General features: G+C 63.6%; 15 protein-coding genes. 7 read left to right on the top strand and 8 right to left on the bottom strand.

Annotated elements, in window-relative coordinates:
• Positions 1-104: 104 nt before the first annotated feature.
• Positions 105-539, top strand: coding sequence for a GFA family protein (locus ASD63_RS12405; RefSeq protein ID WP_034798487.1), 435 nt, complete (start codon positions 105-107; stop codon positions 537-539).
• A 59-nt stretch (positions 540-598) separates the two neighbouring features.
• Here ASD63_RS12405 and ASD63_RS12400 read toward each other — a convergent pair whose 3' ends face one another.
• A complete protein-coding gene (locus ASD63_RS12400; protein WP_034798485.1) occupies positions 599-2,269 on the bottom strand; it encodes a SulP family inorganic anion transporter in 1,671 nt (556 codons plus the stop codon).
• A gap of 307 nt (positions 2,270-2,576) precedes the next feature.
• Between ASD63_RS12400 and ASD63_RS12395 the strand changes: the two genes are divergently transcribed.
• Complete coding sequence (locus tag ASD63_RS12395; RefSeq protein WP_034798484.1) at positions 2,577-2,894, top strand: potassium channel family protein; 318 nt, start codon at positions 2,577-2,579, stop codon at positions 2,892-2,894.
• Between the two features lie 43 nt (positions 2,895-2,937).
• Here the strand turns inward: ASD63_RS12395 and ASD63_RS12390 are convergent, their stop codons facing one another.
• The 3 genes from ASD63_RS12390 to ASD63_RS12380 form a co-directional block, all read right to left on the bottom strand.
• Positions 2,938-3,540 carry a nitroreductase family protein gene (locus ASD63_RS12390; protein WP_034798482.1) on the bottom strand — a complete coding sequence of 201 codons (603 nt, stop codon included), beginning with the start codon at positions 3,538-3,540 and terminating at the stop codon, positions 2,938-2,940.
• A 61-nt stretch (positions 3,541-3,601) separates the two neighbouring features.
• A complete protein-coding gene (locus tag ASD63_RS12385; protein WP_034798507.1) occupies positions 3,602-3,808 on the bottom strand; it encodes a hypothetical protein in 207 nt (68 codons plus the stop codon).
• A gap of 222 nt (positions 3,809-4,030) precedes the next feature.
• A complete protein-coding gene (locus tag ASD63_RS12380) occupies positions 4,031-4,225 on the bottom strand; it encodes a hypothetical protein (protein ID WP_060529387.1) in 195 nt (64 codons plus the stop codon).
• A gap of 106 nt (positions 4,226-4,331) precedes the next feature.
• On the opposite strand from ASD63_RS12380, the gene ASD63_RS12375 reads away from it, so the two are divergent.
• From ASD63_RS12375 to ASD63_RS12360, 4 genes are all read left to right on the top strand, one after another.
• Positions 4,332-5,231 carry a LysR substrate-binding domain-containing protein gene (locus ASD63_RS12375; protein ID WP_060521913.1) on the top strand — a complete coding sequence of 300 codons (900 nt, stop codon included), beginning with the start codon at positions 4,332-4,334 and terminating at the stop codon, positions 5,229-5,231.
• Between the two features lie 129 nt (positions 5,232-5,360).
• Positions 5,361-6,185 carry an N-formylglutamate amidohydrolase gene (locus tag ASD63_RS12370; protein WP_060529377.1) on the top strand — a complete coding sequence of 275 codons (825 nt, stop codon included), beginning with the start codon at positions 5,361-5,363 and terminating at the stop codon, positions 6,183-6,185.
• A complete protein-coding gene (locus ASD63_RS12365) occupies positions 6,182-8,065 on the top strand; it encodes a flavohemoglobin expression-modulating QEGLA motif protein (protein ID WP_060529376.1) in 1,884 nt (627 codons plus the stop codon). The genes ASD63_RS12370 and ASD63_RS12365 overlap by 4 nt, the downstream gene beginning before the upstream one ends.
• 8 nt (positions 8,066-8,073) lie before the next feature.
• Positions 8,074-9,120, top strand: a complete 1,047-nt coding sequence (locus tag ASD63_RS12360; protein WP_060529375.1) for a glutathione synthetase — start codon at positions 8,074-8,076, stop codon at positions 9,118-9,120.
• Positions 9,121-9,138: 18 nt separating this feature from the next.
• On the opposite strand, the gene ASD63_RS12355 is transcribed toward ASD63_RS12360, so the two are convergent.
• The 4 genes from ASD63_RS12355 to ASD63_RS12340 all read right to left on the bottom strand — a co-directional run bounded on the left by ASD63_RS12355 (position 9,139) and on the right by ASD63_RS12340 (position 13,388).
• On the bottom strand, positions 9,139-9,615 hold the full coding sequence (locus tag ASD63_RS12355) for an RbsD/FucU domain-containing protein (protein ID WP_060529374.1): 477 nt from the start codon (positions 9,613-9,615) through the stop codon (positions 9,139-9,141).
• Positions 9,616-9,760: 145 nt separating this feature from the next.
• A complete protein-coding gene (locus ASD63_RS12350) occupies positions 9,761-10,774 on the bottom strand; it encodes an ABC transporter permease (protein WP_060521908.1) in 1,014 nt (337 codons plus the stop codon).
• A gap of 1 nt (position 10,775) precedes the next feature.
• Positions 10,776-12,338 carry a sugar ABC transporter ATP-binding protein gene (locus ASD63_RS12345; protein ID WP_060529386.1) on the bottom strand — a complete coding sequence of 521 codons (1,563 nt, stop codon included), beginning with the start codon at positions 12,336-12,338 and terminating at the stop codon, positions 10,776-10,778.
• Between the two features lie 117 nt (positions 12,339-12,455).
• Positions 12,456-13,388, bottom strand: coding sequence for a sugar ABC transporter substrate-binding protein (locus tag ASD63_RS12340; RefSeq protein ID WP_060529373.1), 933 nt, complete (start codon positions 13,386-13,388; stop codon positions 12,456-12,458).
• A 297-nt stretch (positions 13,389-13,685) separates the two neighbouring features.
• Here ASD63_RS12340 and ASD63_RS12335 point away from each other — a divergent pair, with 297 nt between their 5' ends.
• Positions 13,686-14,687 (top strand): LacI family DNA-binding transcriptional regulator, encoded by a 1,002-nt coding sequence (locus ASD63_RS12335; RefSeq protein ID WP_060521906.1) that lies wholly within the window; start codon positions 13,686-13,688, stop codon positions 14,685-14,687.
• Positions 14,688-14,709 lie beyond the last annotated feature (22 nt).

Here is a 14,709-nt window from a genome sequence, read left to right as displayed (position 1 = left end):
ATTGAGCCGATCGGCAAAAAAGGCCGGTCAGAACAAAACCGAACCCAAGGAAAGCCGCCAACTCAAGGCGTTCTGCCCCTTGCGTTCTTTCATTGGAGAAAGTCATGGCAGCGAACGGCAGCCTCAACGGAAAGTGCTTCTGCGGCGCAGTCGAGATCGAAGTGAGCGGCGATCCGGCCGCCATGGGTTATTGCCATTGCAGTTCCTGCCGAAGCTGGTCGGCAGGCCCGGTCAACGCCTTCACGCTCTGGCCACCGGAGAAGGTCAAGATCGTCAAGGGTGCGGACAATCTGGTTGGCTACCAGAAGACGGCAACGAGCGTGCGCAAATGGTGCAAGGCCTGCGGCGGGCATCTCATGACCGAACATCCGCTCTGGGGTGTCACCGACGTCTTTGCAGCGGCAATCCCGTCGCTTGCCTTCAAGCCGATGCTTCACGTCAACTATCAGGAGACGGTGCTGCCGATGAAGGACGGCCTGCCGAAGTATCGGGACTTCCCGCCGGCCTTCGGCGGAACGGGCGAGATGATGGCGGAATAGCTCATTTTCTGAGCACAATTCCGGACGGAAAACCGCTGTGCCCTTTTCCTGGAATTGCTTTACGCCTGCGCGGCGCCGGCCAGATAGTGCTGGAGCGCCGTGCGGGTATTGACGAACAGGCGGTCAGGGCCGAGCTGATCGGCAAAGCCGGATGCGCGCACATAGGCAAGCACGTCCGGGTTCAGCTCGGCCAGCCAGACGGTGACGCCGTGTTCACTGATGCGGCGCTCGCCCTCCATCATCATCTGCAGCGCCGAATATTCGATGTCGAAAACCCGGCTCATGTCGAGCACGACAACTCTGGGCTTCTGCTTTGCGACCAGCATCTGCGCCTGGTCGGCCACCTGCTGGGCATTGCCAAAAAAGAGCCGACCCTCCGGGCGTAGGATCAAAAGCCCCTCGAAGGTCTCGTCATCGGGGTGCGCGGACGAGAGCGGCCGCAGCCGATCGGTGCCGCGCTTGCGGCCGACAACATAGACCTTCGCCGAGGCCGCCTGGCGCGCGAGCCCGATGAACGACAGCACGATTGCAACGATGATCCCCTGCAGCGTGCCGAAAAACAGCACGCCGAGAAAGGCGGCCAACGCCCAGTGAAACTCCATCAGCCGGACCTTGCGGACGGAGAGGAAGTCCGCGGGCTTGATGAGCCCGACCGAGTAGACGATGACGATCGCCGCAAGCACGGCCTGCGGCAGCAGGCCGAGCAGCGGCGCGAGGACCAGCATGGTCGCAGCCGCAGCCGCCGCGGTGACCAGAGACGCCATCTGGCTGTGGCCGCCGACCGCTCGCACCACGGCGGTCTGCGACGTGCCGCCGCCGGCACTCATGGCACCGAAGAAGGCGCCTCCGAAATTCGCGGCACCCGTCGCCAGCAACTCGCGGTTCGCCCGGATCGGCGGGTCGGACGGGGCGGCAAAGGCCCGGCCGGCGGCAATGGTCTCGGTGAAGCTCATCAACGCGATGCCGAGCGCGCCCGGCAAGAGTTCCTGAACAAGACCCAGGCTCGGAAGTGTCAGCGAAGGCAGCGATTGCGGGATGAAGCCGACGGTGGAAACGCCGAGCGCGGCGAGACCCGCGAACCAGGAAAGCGCGATGCCCGCGGCCACCGCCAGAAGCGGCGCCGGCGAATGCGGCCAGAGGCGCTCCATCGCAAGCAAAGCCACCAGAGCCGCAGCCGCAATCGCGAGCGTGAGCATCGATGTCTCGGACAGGTGCCCGGCGATGCTGAGGATATCGCGGAAGAAGCCTTCCTTGGTGATGTGAATGCCGAGCAGCTTCGGCACCTGGTCGAGCACGATGACAAGGCCGATGCCGGCCTTGAAGCCGATCAGCACCGGCGACGATATGAAATTGGCGACAAAGCCGAAACGCAGCAGCGATGCCAGGAACAGTAGCGCGCCGGTGAGCGCCGTCAGCGTCGCGGTCGCCGTCAGCAGCTTGGCCGGATCGCCATCCGGGACGGCAAGGCCGAGCTGCGTGCCGGCGAGGATCGCAAGCGTGGTGGTCGACGAGACGCTGAGAACGCGCGACGTGCCGAGAAGCGCGTAGATGATCATCGGCACGAAGGCGGTGTAGAGGCCGACACTGACGGGCAGGCCGGCGACCGTGGCATAGGCCATCGCCTTGGGCAGGACCACGGCGGCGGCCGTAAGACCTGCGATCACGTCGAGCCGCAGGCCAGCGGAGAGAGAGCGGCCGTCGCCGGCAAGTGAATGCTCATGCGATGCCATCCGGGTTGTCCTTTGGCAGGAGCTTTCATGAGATTATTCTAAAGCGATAGCACTCGGCCAAAGCGGTTGCAAGAAATGCAACTGACGGCATCGCATCCCGTTTGCCGGCCGGAAAACAGGCGCTGGAAGCCGACCCGACTCAGGGCTATCTTCAGAGCGGCGGCGGTGCGTTCGCGAAGGGATTTCGACGGCGGCAAGCGAGCCTTGGGCCGACCGTCCTGGGGGCGTGGCTGGTTCGCCTTCCGGGCCTATCCGCGAGAGGGAGGATTGCGTGGCGGAATCTCAACGCCGGCGGCAGACGAAGAGAATGCGACGCCGGTTCTTCTCCAATCTCTACCAGCAGCTTCAGCTGCTCTGGCCGATCTTCTCAGCAATCCTGATCGTAATGGCAGGAACCGGCGTCGTCATCGGCCGCATCGAAGACTGGCGGCTCGACGAAGCGTTCTATTTCACCTTCGTCACGGGCCTGACCATCGGCTACGGCGACATCACGCCGAAGCATCTGAGCGCTCGGGTGCTGGCGCTGGTGATCGGTTTTTCCGGCATCGTACTGACCGGCCTCGTCGCTGCGGTCACCGTGCAGGCGCTGAATGAGACTAGCCGGGATGAGACCGACGACCACTGAGGGGGCAAGCCGGCAAGCCTTGCCCGCCCCCTCGTTTGACGGGTCAGCCGGCCACGAACCGGCCTTCGGATACGATCTCCGACAGCGCCTTGCGCGGGCTTGGCTGCTCGCGCTGCTGCAGCGCGTGCGGAAGCAGCGTCTTGTCGCCGAGACGCCCGATCGCGACGGCCGCTTCGATCCGATAGTTCTCGGGCACGCCGAGCTCCGTTCGCGCGCGCTCATAGTCGAGACCGGCCATACCATGCGCCTGCCAGCCGGAATGCGCTGCCTGCAGCGCAAGCGCACCCCAGGCGGCACCGGCATCGAAGGAATGGGTGTAGGACGCCACCTCTTCGCTACCGCCGGGCGGCAACAGTGAAGTCTTCGACAGCACGAAGATCAGCGCCGATGCCTCCGCCGCCCAACTCCGGTTGAACTCGTTCAGGAGACCGAGCAGCCTCTCCCAGCCTTCACTGCCGCGGCGCGCATAGACGAAATGCCAAGGCTGGGCATTGTAGGCGGACGGCGCCCAGCGAGCAGCCTCAAGAATCTCGAACAGCTCGGGCTCGGAAATCTCGGCACCCGAATAGGCGCGCGGAGACCAGCGCTCGAGAAAAAGCGGGTTGATCGCATAATCTGCGACGCGGGAATTTACATGCAATGTCATGGGGATTTCCATTCATCGACGGCGTGCCGTCGTCACTTCAGGTAATTGTTGGCGGATTTGGTCACTGACGGCCGAAGCTTTGATAGCGTCCGCAGCGGCTTTTCAAGGTCGAGATCTCATCGGAGAGTTCGGCAATGCGATCCTTAAGCTCATGGACCGTGCCATCCTCGATATCGTCGAAACCAAAACAATCGCGTGCCTCGTGCAGTTCCAGCCGGCCCTGCAGGACCTCGCGGATTGCACTCAAACGCTCGTATTGCCGCAACATGCTCATCATGGACCTCATCTCAGGCGGCCGCCGCAAACTCGCGCCGGCCGACACCACCGAGATTATCCACTTAAACAGTAGATTAAAGGAATTCTGACCCAAAGAGCGGGCGGGACGTGGAAAACTGCTCCGCCCGGGCGACGACGCTGCGTCGCGGGCAAGAAAAGACCCGGGCGGTGGGAGGTCCGCCCGGGTCTTTTGAAATCATACGGTTGGGCGAAATCATGCGGTCGGGAGGTCGTGCCCGTCGGGGCGGTTGCCGTCGAGAAAGCCCATATCCCGCTTCAGGTGATCCGACAGATCCCTGACGTCGACGACATCGGTCGTCCGGCTCTTCCTCGCGAACACGAGCGCCAGCCAGGAACCGACGGAAAAATCGTTTGTCGACGAAAAACTACGTACTTGAATGGTTGTCATAGCCGTCATCCTCTTCATCAATCCGTCTAATGGACGGACCTTGAAAATGGTTGTGGACGGCATCAACTTCCAATCGAATATCGGTCACCATGCATAAGGCCATTTGATGCATAAGACACTTCCGCTTCCCCCATTGACGGCGATACGGGTCTTCGAGGCGGTCGCGCGCCATGGAAGTTTCACCAATGCCGCAAGCGAACTCGGCATGACGCAAGCTGCGGTGAGCTATCAGATCAAGGTGCTGGAAGATCGGATCGGCGCACCCCTGTTCCTCCGCCGCCCACGCCAGATCGCGCTCACCGAGGTCGGCCAGCGGCTTGCACCCGTGGTGACGCAGGTCTTCGAGCAGCTCAGCGAAGCCTATGTGAGCGCGCGCGGCGGCGCCCAGGGAACACTGGTCATCAGTACGATCGCGACCTTTGCCTCCAACTGGCTGGCGCGGCGCCTCGGCTCGTTTCAGATCACTCACCCCTCGCTTGCCGTGCGACTTCAAACCGAGCCGCATCTGGTTGACTTCAGTCGCGAGGAGGTCGATATCGGCATTCGCTCAGGCCGCGGCGAGTGGCCGGGACTTGCCGCCCACCGTCTGATCAACGCCGATTTTTCGCCGATGTTGAGCCCAGGCCTTGCCGCCAGCATCGGTGGCGTGAAGGAACCGGCCGACCTCCTGCGCCTGCCGCTTCTCGACCCCGGTGATCCCTGGTGGGCGCAGTGGTTTGCCGCCGCCAACGTGCCGGTGGAAGGGCTTGCGAGCCGGCCCGGCTCCAGCATGGGCGCCCAAGTCTATGAGGGAAATGCGGCCGCGGCCGGACAGGGCGTGGCGATCCTGACGCCGGCCTTCTTTGCCGCGGAACTCGCCGACGGGCGTCTGATCCAGCCCTTCGATCTGCTCTGCGACGAGAGCCAGGCCTTTTGGATGGTCTATCCGGAGAGCCGGCGAAACGCCCCGAAAATCAGCGCCTTCCGCCAGTGGATTCTCGGCGAGATCGGCCAGCAAAAACGTTGAGGGCGGCTGTCGGAGCGGGGTGGCCTTGCGTCTCGACCGCCCCGGAAATTTCTCCCGTTCTGGAACCCTTTGGGTCACCGGGGAGTTGCACCCCCGTAGCGACCAGAGCGAGGGAGTGCGGGAGCGAAGATGCAAAGCGAGCCGACGGAACAGTTCCGCTCAGCCAGCGAAACCACCTGGTGGACCGCACACCGCGGCGATGGGCCGATCGTCGGCACGGCGATCCACAACGGGCACGCGATGCGCAGCGACGCCCGCGCGCTCACCGCCCTGACAGACGAGGAACGGCTGCGCGAGGAGGATCCGTTCACCGAGTTCGTCATCCGCGATCTTGCCAACCGCATCGTCGTCCACAGGTCCCGCTTCGAGGTCGACCTCAACCGTGCCCGCACGGGCGCGGTCTATCTTCAGCCGGCGCAAGCCTGGGGCCTTTCCGTCTGGCGGGAACATCCGCCCGTCGAGATGATCGAGGCGTCCCTCGCCGTCCATGACGAGTACTATGCCATGCTGCATTCGATGCTGACGGCGATCGAGCGCCGCCACGGTCGCTTCATCGTGCTCGACATGCACAGCTACAACCACCGGCGACAGGGACCGGACGCCGCGCCTGCGGCTCCCGACGAAGCCCCGGAGATCAACATCGGGACCTCCTCGATGGATCGGCTCAGATGGGCCGGCGTCATCGATACGCTGATGTCGGCGCTCGGCACCGCCTCTATCCAAGGCCGGCCGGTGGATGTACGCGAGAACGTCGCCTTCCAAGGACGCGGAGAGCAGACGCGCTTCATCCACGAGCATTTTCCCGAGACCGGCTGCGCGATCGCGATCGAGTTCAAGAAGACCTTCATGGACGAATGGACCGGCAAGCCGGATATCCGGGCGCTTCGTTCTCTGCGGGCACTGGTCTCTTCCCTCGTCCCGATCCTGACAGAAACGTTGGCGAGGCAGCGATGACGGAGGAGAAAGCGACGCCCGTAAGTCCGGCCCCGGCCTGGCTCGACGAAGCCATCGGCCGGCTGACGGATGGCCGCGCCGTGCGGCGCGATTTCGGCGAGGGCGGACGGCTGCACATCGACCGCCTCGTTCCCTTCCTCTGTGTGCACATCGCCGCCGAGCACCAACAGCCGGTGGCGCGCGACATCGCCCAGGCGAACGCCGCCTATCTACTGGCGCCCGACATCGATACCGCCGCCGCAATCATCGAACGTGTCGGGCGCGTAATCGAACAGCGACTCGGCCTTTTCATCGTGCTCGAATTCGGTGAGCTCGAAAGCGATGAACCGCCGGCCAAGGACGCGCCCTTCCTGCCGCCCTTTTTGATCGAGGTGGTCGCCGGCGCGCGTGCCGCCGAGCAGGTCGCCGCCAAGGCCCTGATCGAGACGGCGGCAACGATCGAAGGAAAATTCCGCACACCGCATGTGACGCTCGTCGAGCGCCCAGCGGCGACAGCGACAGGCCGAAAGGCGCTTGCGCTCGACACCCCACACCTGACGGTGCGCTTCGCGCCGATCTACTGCGAGCCGGGAACGCGCCGCATCTATCCGCAACTGCGCGAGCGGCTGGTCGCGAGCATCTTCGACGCGGGGCTAAGAGCCGTTGCTGCTTTCGCCCGCGCAAAATCGGACAGTTTTCGGCTGCCGACGCACCGCGCCTTCGGCCGAAAAGCCTTCGTCGATGCCGTCGTGCGCGCCGACCGCGGCATCGACGAGATTGCCTCCAGCTTCGACTTCCTTCTGGCGGTGACGCCAATCAACGCCGAAGCCGCTTGGACGGAGTTCGCTTCGGGCGGCTTCTCCAAGAGTCCGCGCCTCTACTACCGGCCGCTGACGCTGCAGATCGAGACGGCCAAGCGGAAGCTCTTTTCCCTCAACTTCGAACATCTCGAAGATCCGCTGCTCTACGCCCTCTACCGGGAAAAGCAGCAGGAGGTCGATCTGCAGTTGTCGATGATCTCGGCGCGGGAGACGCGCACCTTCGTCGAGTTCGGTCGCGCCCTCTATGGCCCGGTGGAAGCCACGCTTCATGACGCCGCCTCCGAAATCCTGGCGCGCACTGCACCCGACCGCGATGCACGGTCTTCGGCCGCAGACAGGCGCGATTGCGAGTACATAAGGGAGCGCGCCCGGGCGATGATATCGGCCTATCGGCGCCAGTCGGCCGATTTTTCCGCCTCCGTCGACATTCGCGACGACCTGCCGGCTGGCTTGCTCGTTTCGCGCGGCCAGCTTTTGATCGCCAGGAGTTCCGCGCTCGACGCCGATCGCGTCGAGGCGCTGCTCAACCACGAGATTGGTGTGCATCTGCTGACCTATTTCAACGGTTCGGCCCAGGGGCTGCGTATCCTTCGCTCCGGACTGGCCGGTTACGAAGGCATGCAGGAGGGGCTCGCGGTCTTTGCCGAATATCTGAGCGCCGGCATGACGATAGACCGGCTGCGCGTGCTGGCGGCACGGGTCGTCGGCTGCGCCGCCATGCTCGACGGCGCACCCTTTCCGCAGACCTACCGGCTGCTCGTCGACGGTCATGGCTTTGCGGCCACCGAGGCCTTCAACATCACGCTGCGCATCTATCGCGGCGGCGGGCTGGTCAAGGACGCGATCTACCTGCGCGGCCTCTTGCAGCTTCTCGATCACCTCGCCGGCGGCGGCACTCTCGAACCGTTCTGGATGGGCAAGATCGCCGCCTCGCATTTCGGCGCGATCCAGGAACTCAGCCTGCGCGGCCTCCTTGGTACCGCAGCGCTCCGCCCTATCTTTCTCGATGAGGTCAAAGCGCGCGACCGACTTCAGCGAGCCCAAAGGGGACTGTCCCCGCTCGACTTGATCTCAGAGTAGGAAACCGAATGCGCATTGCCTTTCTCGTCAACTCCATCGAGGGCGAAGAGACGTTCTATGCGACGACGTCGCTGGCACTCGCCGCCCTCGCCCGCGGCCATGAGATCGTCTACCTCACGCCAGGCGATTTCGTTCTGACACCAGACGGCCGCCTGATCGTCCATGCGCTTTCTCTCGGAACTGCAAAGCCGCGCAAGGCTGAAACCTTCATTGCGGCACTGCGGGGTGATGCGACGCGGCGCGAGGTCCTGGACATTACGGATATCCAGATCCTCTTTCTGCGCAACGACCCCTCGGAGGATGCCGCAACGCGTCCCTGGGCGACCCAGGCCGGCATCATCTTCGGGCGGCTCGCCGCCGAGCGCGGTGCGATCGTCGTCAACGACCCGGACGGATTGGCGGCAGCACAGAACAAGCTCTATCTGCAGGGTTTTCCCGAGGTCGTCCGTCCAACCACGCTGATCACGAAACACATGGAGGAGGTCCGGTCCTTCCTCGACGCCCATCCCGAAGGCGTCATCCTGAAGCCGCTGCAGGGCTCCGGCGGCAAGAACGTCTTCAAGGTCGGCTCCAGCCATGAGACGAACCTCAACCAGATCTTCGAGGCCGTCAGCGAGATGGGCTATGTGATCGCGCAGGAATACCTGCCGGCGGCGACGGAGGGCGACGTCCGCCTGTTCCTGATGAACGGCCGGCCGCTCAAGCGTGGCGACACCTATGCCGCCGTGCGGCGCGTTCCGGCGGAAGGCGAGCTGCGCTCCAACATGCATGTCAACGGCCGGCCCGCCGCGGCCGTCGTCACCCCGGCGATGCTTGCGGTCGCCGAGGAGATGCGCCCAAAGCTTGTGCGCGACGGCATGTTCCTGGTCGGCCTCGACGTCGTCGGCGACAAGCTGGTGGAGGTCAATGTCTTCACGCCCGGCGCCCTGCCCGAGATCGCCGAGCTGACCTCGATCGATTTCAGCGAAGACATCGTCGCCGAGCTCGAACGGAAGGTCGAGATAAGGCGGGCCAATGATGGCGTGCTTTCCAATCGGGAGCTTGCGACCCTTTGATGGCGGCCAAGGTGGCTCTCACCCGGCGACGGCCTCGTGCCAGTGGCTGGCCGGCGGCACCACGCCCTTGGTGAAGAGGAAGCTGCCGAAGCGGCGCGCCTCGCCCGTCACGATGATACAATAGGCGCGCTTCGCTTCCTCGTGGAAGGCGAAACGCTCGATCGCATACATCTTCGAAAGAATACCATCCGCACGCACGAGCTCGGCCTGCACCTCGCGCTGGACCTCCGGCAGTTCGCCCGCCTCCCCGTCCGGCGTCAGCCGCGCCGCCGAGGGCTGCAGCGGCGTGTCGAGCGGCATGACGGAAAGAATGGCACGCACCGCACGCGCGGCCGAGACATTCGCAATGTGCAGCGGTAGGCCGAGCCGGGTGTGGCGGGCGATCGTGTCGGCGGGAAAATTCGCGTCAACGATCGCGATCCGGTCTCCATGTCCCATTGAGCGTAGTGCATGCAGCACGTCGGCGTTTAGCGCCGGATCGATGTTCTTGAGCATCAGCCTAACCTTCCCCATTTGCTTCTGCGTGAAAACCAGGCCGCAGAGATCCCCGCGGGCGGGTCTATCGACCCGACCACCTTGTCCTTCACCGCGTTTCGTCGATTGCGGCGGGCGGCGATCCGTCCGCACGTGGCTCCCGGTCTTAGATACCGGTCAGCCGTTCGCGATATTTATCTATGATGACGGCGAGGATGATGACGACACCGGTGATCATCTGCCGCATGAAATCGCTGAGCCCGAACAGGATGAGGCCGTTGGCAAGCACCCCAGTGATGCAGGCACCGAGCAGGGTGCCGATCACCGTGCCGCGGCCGCCGTTGAGGCTCGTGCCACCGATGATGACGGCGGCGATCGCGTTCAGCTCGAAGCCGATGCCGATGATCGGGCTCGCGATGTTAAGGCGGGCCATGTAGACCATGGCGGCGATGCCGACGAGCGCACCGGCAATCGTGAAGGCCGCCACTTTGTAGAACATCAGCGAATGGCCGGCGAGACGCACGGCCTCCTCGTTGTTGCCGATGCCATAGAGCAGCCGGCCGAACACCGTCTTTGACAGTACGAACCAGGCGATCGCGACGAGCAGCAGCGCGATCAGGAAGACGACGGGGATGCCGAAGATCATCTGCGAGCCGAAGGCGTTGAAGCTCGGCGGAAACGAATAGATCGTGCGTGCGTCCGTCACCTGCAGCGCGGCACCGCGGGCGATGTTCAGCATGCCAAGCGTGACGATGAAGGAGGGCAGCCCCCAGAAGGCGCTGATCCAGCCATTCAGGAAGCCACAGACGACGCCGGTGCCGACAGCGGCGAGCGTTGCCAGCGCCACGGCCTGGAACACCGAGAGATCGGGAATCGTCAACACCGTGCCGCCGACGACGGCGCAGAAGGCCAGCATCGAGCCGACGGAAAGATCAATGCCGCCGATCAGGATGACGAAGGTCATGCCGACGGCGAGGATCAGGTTGATGGTGATCTGCGTCAGGATGTTGGAGATGTTGTTGGCCGTCAGGAAGTGCTCGGTCGAGACCGAGAAGAAGAGGATCAAAAGCAGGAGCGCCAGGCCGATGCCGGCATCGCGCAGGAGCACCTTTGGCGACCAGCCCGGCAGCTGGCGGGCATGGACGGTTTCGCCGGCTTGTGTCTTTTCGAGTGCTTGCATCTTACTGCCTCGCCTGTTGCTGCTCGCCCTGGTAGGCAAATTGCAGAATACGTTCTTCGGAGAATTCCGGCCGCGACAGCTCGCCGACGACACGGTGCTGCGACATCACGAGGATGCGGTCCGACAGGGTCATCAGTTCCGGCAGCTCCGACGAGACGATCAACAGCGCCAAGCCACGTTCAGCGAACTGGCGGATCAGGGCATAAATCTCGGCCTTGGCGCCGACGTCGACGCCGCGTGTCGGCTCGTCGAGCAGCAGTACCTTCGGATTGCGCGCCAGCCATTTGGCGAGCACCACCTTCTGCTGGTTGCCGCCCGAGAGCGTCGCGGCATTCTTGCCGGGTCCGCCATATTTCAGCTTGAGCTCGGCGCCGAGCCGTTCCGTCACTTCGATTTCCGCCTTCCTGTCAAGGATGCCGGCACGCGAGACGTCCGAGAGGGACGCGAGCGTGACATTGGCCGAAATCGGCATGTTGAGGATCAGGCCTTCCTCTTTCCGGTCCTCGGTCACGAAGCCGATACCGGCATTGATCGCCTCGCGCGGCGAGCGGAAGGAGGCGCGCTTCCCCTCAAGGAAGAGCTCACCGGAGAGCGGCCGTTGAGCGGCCGCGATCGCCCGCAGAAGCTCGGTGCGGCCGGAGCCGACAAGCCCGGCGATCCCCAGGATTTCGCCCTTGTGCAGGTGCAGTGAAATGCCCTCGGCATGCGGCGATTGCGGCGGGCGAAACCGGGCAAGCGACAACGCCTGTGCCGGCCGAGCAAACGAGACCACTTCGCTCGCCATCTGCTGCTGCAGCTTGCGGCCCACCATGGCGCGCACAAGTTCGTCCTGATTGGTCTCGACGATCGGCCGCGAGAACACCGTCTCGCCGTTGCGCAGCACCGTCACCCGATCGCAGATGCGGAAGACCTCGTCGAGATGATGCGACACGAAAACGATCGAGACGCCGCGACGGCGAAGGTCGCTGACGATCTTGAACAGCCGCTCGGTTTCGCGCGACGTCAGCGTCGCCGTCGGCTCGTCGAGGATGAGAATACGGCTTTCCGTCATCAGCGCGCGCGCCACCTCGACCAACTGTCGGTGGGCGATGCCGAGGCGCGCGACCGGCCAGCGCACGTCGATGTCGCTGAGGCCGATGGCGTCGAGTGCGGCCCGTGCGCCGGCATGCATCTCCTGCCGTCTAACGACGCCGAACGCATTGCGCGGCAGATGCTCGATGAAGATGTTTTCCGCCACCGACAGATGGGGCAGAAGGTTGAATTCCTGGTGCACCACCTGGAGACCGTTGGCCTTGGCCTCCCGGGGCGTGGCCGGCGCATAGGCCCGGCCTGCAAGATTGATTGCGCCCTCGTCCGGACGGACGATACCGCAGAGAACCTTGATCAAAGTCGATTTGCCGGCACCGTTCTCGCCGATGAGGCCGTGCACTTCGCCCGGCTGAATGGAGAGGCTGACGCCGTTCAGTGCCTTGGTACCCCCGAAGGCCTTCTTAACATCGTGCAGTTCCAGAACCGGCGGCATCGAAACGCCAGCCGCTTCCGCCTGCACGGTTTGCGTGTTCATCATGACCTGGCCCTTTTGAAACGCAGCAATTGCGCACGCAAACCATTGGCCTGCGGCGGATGCTGTCCTTGCCGAAGCGCACCGGGCAGCGCCCGGTGCGCACGCGCGGTCTCAGAGCTATTTCACGTTGTCCTTGGTCACGAGCTCGATGTCGGTCTTCACCCAACCTTCGAGTTTGGGCCCGCCGGCCACGACTTCGAGCGCCTTGTCGATTGCGTTCGCCGCCATCTGCGAACCGAACTGGTCGACTGTCGCCAAAAGCTTGCCGTCCTTCAGCATGGGGGCTACCGCCGGCACATTGTCGAAGCCGACGACCTTGATGTCGCTTCGGCCAGCCGCGTCGAGCGCCTTGACGACACCGATCGCCATGGAATCGTTGGCGGCGAGCACACCCTGGATATCGGGATGCGCCGTCAGCATGGTCGAGAAGACGGAATTGGCCTCTTCCGTTTCCCAATGCGCCGTCCGAGAATCGAGAAGATCGAGCTTGCCTGCCGCGATCGCATCCTCGAAGCCGAGCTTGCGCTGCGCTGCATTGTCGGCGCCCGGATTGCCCTCGAGGATCACGACCTTACCGCCGGCGCCGAGATCCTTGGCGAGCGCATCACCGACCATCTTGGCGCCGCCTCGATTGTCAGGGCCGACGAAGGCCAGATCGACGCCGGCATCCTTCTTTGCCTGCTCGTCGAGCGAAACGTCGAAATTGATGACGACAATACCCGCATCCATCGCCTTCTTCAGCGGCGCGACCATGGCGCGGGAGTCGGCCGGCGCAATCACGATCGCATCGACGCCCTGGGTAATGAAGTTCTCGACGCCATTCAGCTGGCTCTCGAAGTCGGTCTCGTTCTGCATGCCGATGGCTTTAAGCTCGTAGTCGCCACGCTTCTGCGCATGTGCTTCGGCGCCTTCCAGCATGTTCTTGAAGAAGTCGTTTGCAAGCGACTTCATGACGAGGCCGACGACGGGTTTATCGGCAGCCATGGCAAGTGTCGGCAATGCGGTGGCAACGGTAAGTGCGACGATAGACGCATACAGGGAAAATTTCATGGGTTCTCCTCCGGTGAAAAGATGGTCCTCCAACCATCAATGAAACGTTTCATCACATGAACATGCGTGGCCCGCTTCGACCTTTAGAAGATAGAAAGGCGGTATCGCTGTCAATATGAAACGTTTCATCGCTGAGAAATTTGTGCTGGAAGCCGCTACCGGTTCGCGGCATTCTCTGATCTAAGAGGAAGGCCAGCTGCCGTCGGGCGGACCCGCGGTCGCTGGCGTAAGACTTTGATCCGTTGCATGATTTTTCCCTCCTGATCGATGCAGCGAACGTGATAGGGAGCCGACCGTTTGAACCCGACGATCAAGGATGTTGCCCAGCGCGCCGGGGTGTCCGTCGGCACGGTTTCGCGTGTGCTTGCCAAGAACAAGACGGTGAGCGAGGACATCAGGGCTAAGGTCGAAGCAACGATCGACGCGATCGGCTACCGACCGAACATTCTCGGTCGCAGCCTCCGGCTCGCCAAGACCGACATTATCGGCCTGGTCGTGCCTGACATCACCAACCCCTTCTTTGCCGAGCTTGCCAAACAGGTGGAGATGTTGGCTTCCGCCGAAGGCTACTCGGTGCTGCTTGCCAACACCCATGACGACCCGGACGCCGAGAAGCAGCAAATTGAAACCCTGCTCGGACGGTTGCCGGCCGGGCTGATCCTCGTTCCCGTCAGCAACAGCCTCGCCGATGGATTGGCGTCGCGCACGCGCACGGTGACCGTCGACCGGCCCTTGAGCGGCCATGCGCTCGTGTCCGTCGACAATCGTCAGGGCGGTTATCTCGCCGCGGACCACCTGCTTTCGCTCGGCCATCGTCGGCTTGGCTATATCAGCGGTCCGGGCACGACCGAAGTCTCCGGCGAGCGCCGCGGCGGTTTCGTTCAACGGCTCGAGGAATTCCGGAAAAGCCACCCAGGCGACTACGTTCCGCCGCAGATCGTCGAGGGGCACTTCGACTACCGCTCAGGTGAAGAACTTGGTAAGCAGCTGCTGACGCAACCCGTAGCAAGTCGCCCGACGGCGATCGCCACCGCCAGCGACCAGCAGGCAATCGGCTTGCTGCGCGCCGCCGACGACATGGGGCTTCGGGTCCCGAACGACCTTTCGATCGTCGGCTTCGACGACATTCCTCTGGCTTCGCTGGTGCTGCCGCGGCTCACCACCATTCGCCAGCCGATCGACGAGATCGCCCGGCTGGCACTCGAAGGCGTGCTCGGCAGCCATGCGCTGCAGGAGGAATACAAGCTGCAGCCAATGCTGATGAAACGCGGCTCTTGCGCCGCGCCCTCAACACCCTGACATCACGGCGCGCGCCCCAGGT

Source organism: Ensifer sp. Root558 (assembly GCF_001427045.1).
Lineage (GTDB): Bacteria > Pseudomonadota > Alphaproteobacteria > Rhizobiales > Rhizobiaceae > Ensifer > Ensifer adhaerens.
This window is presented reverse-complemented; position numbering and strand designations above follow the sequence as displayed.

Bases quoted from the DNA above. Each gene is read 5' to 3' on its own strand.
- ASD63_RS12405 (WP_034798487.1), top strand. From the start codon at position 105: ATGGCAGCGAACGGCAGCCTCAACGGAAAGTGCTTCTGCGGCGCAGTC.
- ASD63_RS12400 (WP_034798485.1), bottom strand. From the start codon at position 2,269: ATGGCATCGCATGAGCATTCACTTGCCGGCGACGGCCGCTCTCTCTCC.
- ASD63_RS12395 (WP_034798484.1), top strand. From the start codon at position 2,577: ATGCGACGCCGGTTCTTCTCCAATCTCTACCAGCAGCTTCAGCTGCTC.
- ASD63_RS12390 (WP_034798482.1), bottom strand. From the start codon at position 3,540: ATGACATTGCATGTAAATTCCCGCGTCGCAGATTATGCGATCAACCCG.
- ASD63_RS12385 (WP_034798507.1), bottom strand. From the start codon at position 3,808: ATGTTGCGGCAATACGAGCGTTTGAGTGCAATCCGCGAGGTCCTGCAG.
- ASD63_RS12380 (WP_060529387.1), bottom strand. From the start codon at position 4,225: ATGACAACCATTCAAGTACGTAGTTTTTCGTCGACAAACGATTTTTCC.
- ASD63_RS12375 (WP_060521913.1), top strand. From the start codon at position 4,332: ATGCATAAGACACTTCCGCTTCCCCCATTGACGGCGATACGGGTCTTC.
- ASD63_RS12370 (WP_060529377.1), top strand. From the start codon at position 5,361: ATGCAAAGCGAGCCGACGGAACAGTTCCGCTCAGCCAGCGAAACCACC.
- ASD63_RS12365 (WP_060529376.1), top strand. From the start codon at position 6,182: ATGACGGAGGAGAAAGCGACGCCCGTAAGTCCGGCCCCGGCCTGGCTC.
- ASD63_RS12360 (WP_060529375.1), top strand. From the start codon at position 8,074: ATGCGCATTGCCTTTCTCGTCAACTCCATCGAGGGCGAAGAGACGTTC.
- ASD63_RS12355 (WP_060529374.1), bottom strand. From the start codon at position 9,615: ATGCTCAAGAACATCGATCCGGCGCTAAACGCCGACGTGCTGCATGCA.
- ASD63_RS12350 (WP_060521908.1), bottom strand. From the start codon at position 10,774: ATGCAAGCACTCGAAAAGACACAAGCCGGCGAAACCGTCCATGCCCGC.
- ASD63_RS12345 (WP_060529386.1), bottom strand. From the start codon at position 12,338: ATGAACACGCAAACCGTGCAGGCGGAAGCGGCTGGCGTTTCGATGCCG.
- ASD63_RS12340 (WP_060529373.1), bottom strand. From the start codon at position 13,388: ATGAAATTTTCCCTGTATGCGTCTATCGTCGCACTTACCGTTGCCACC.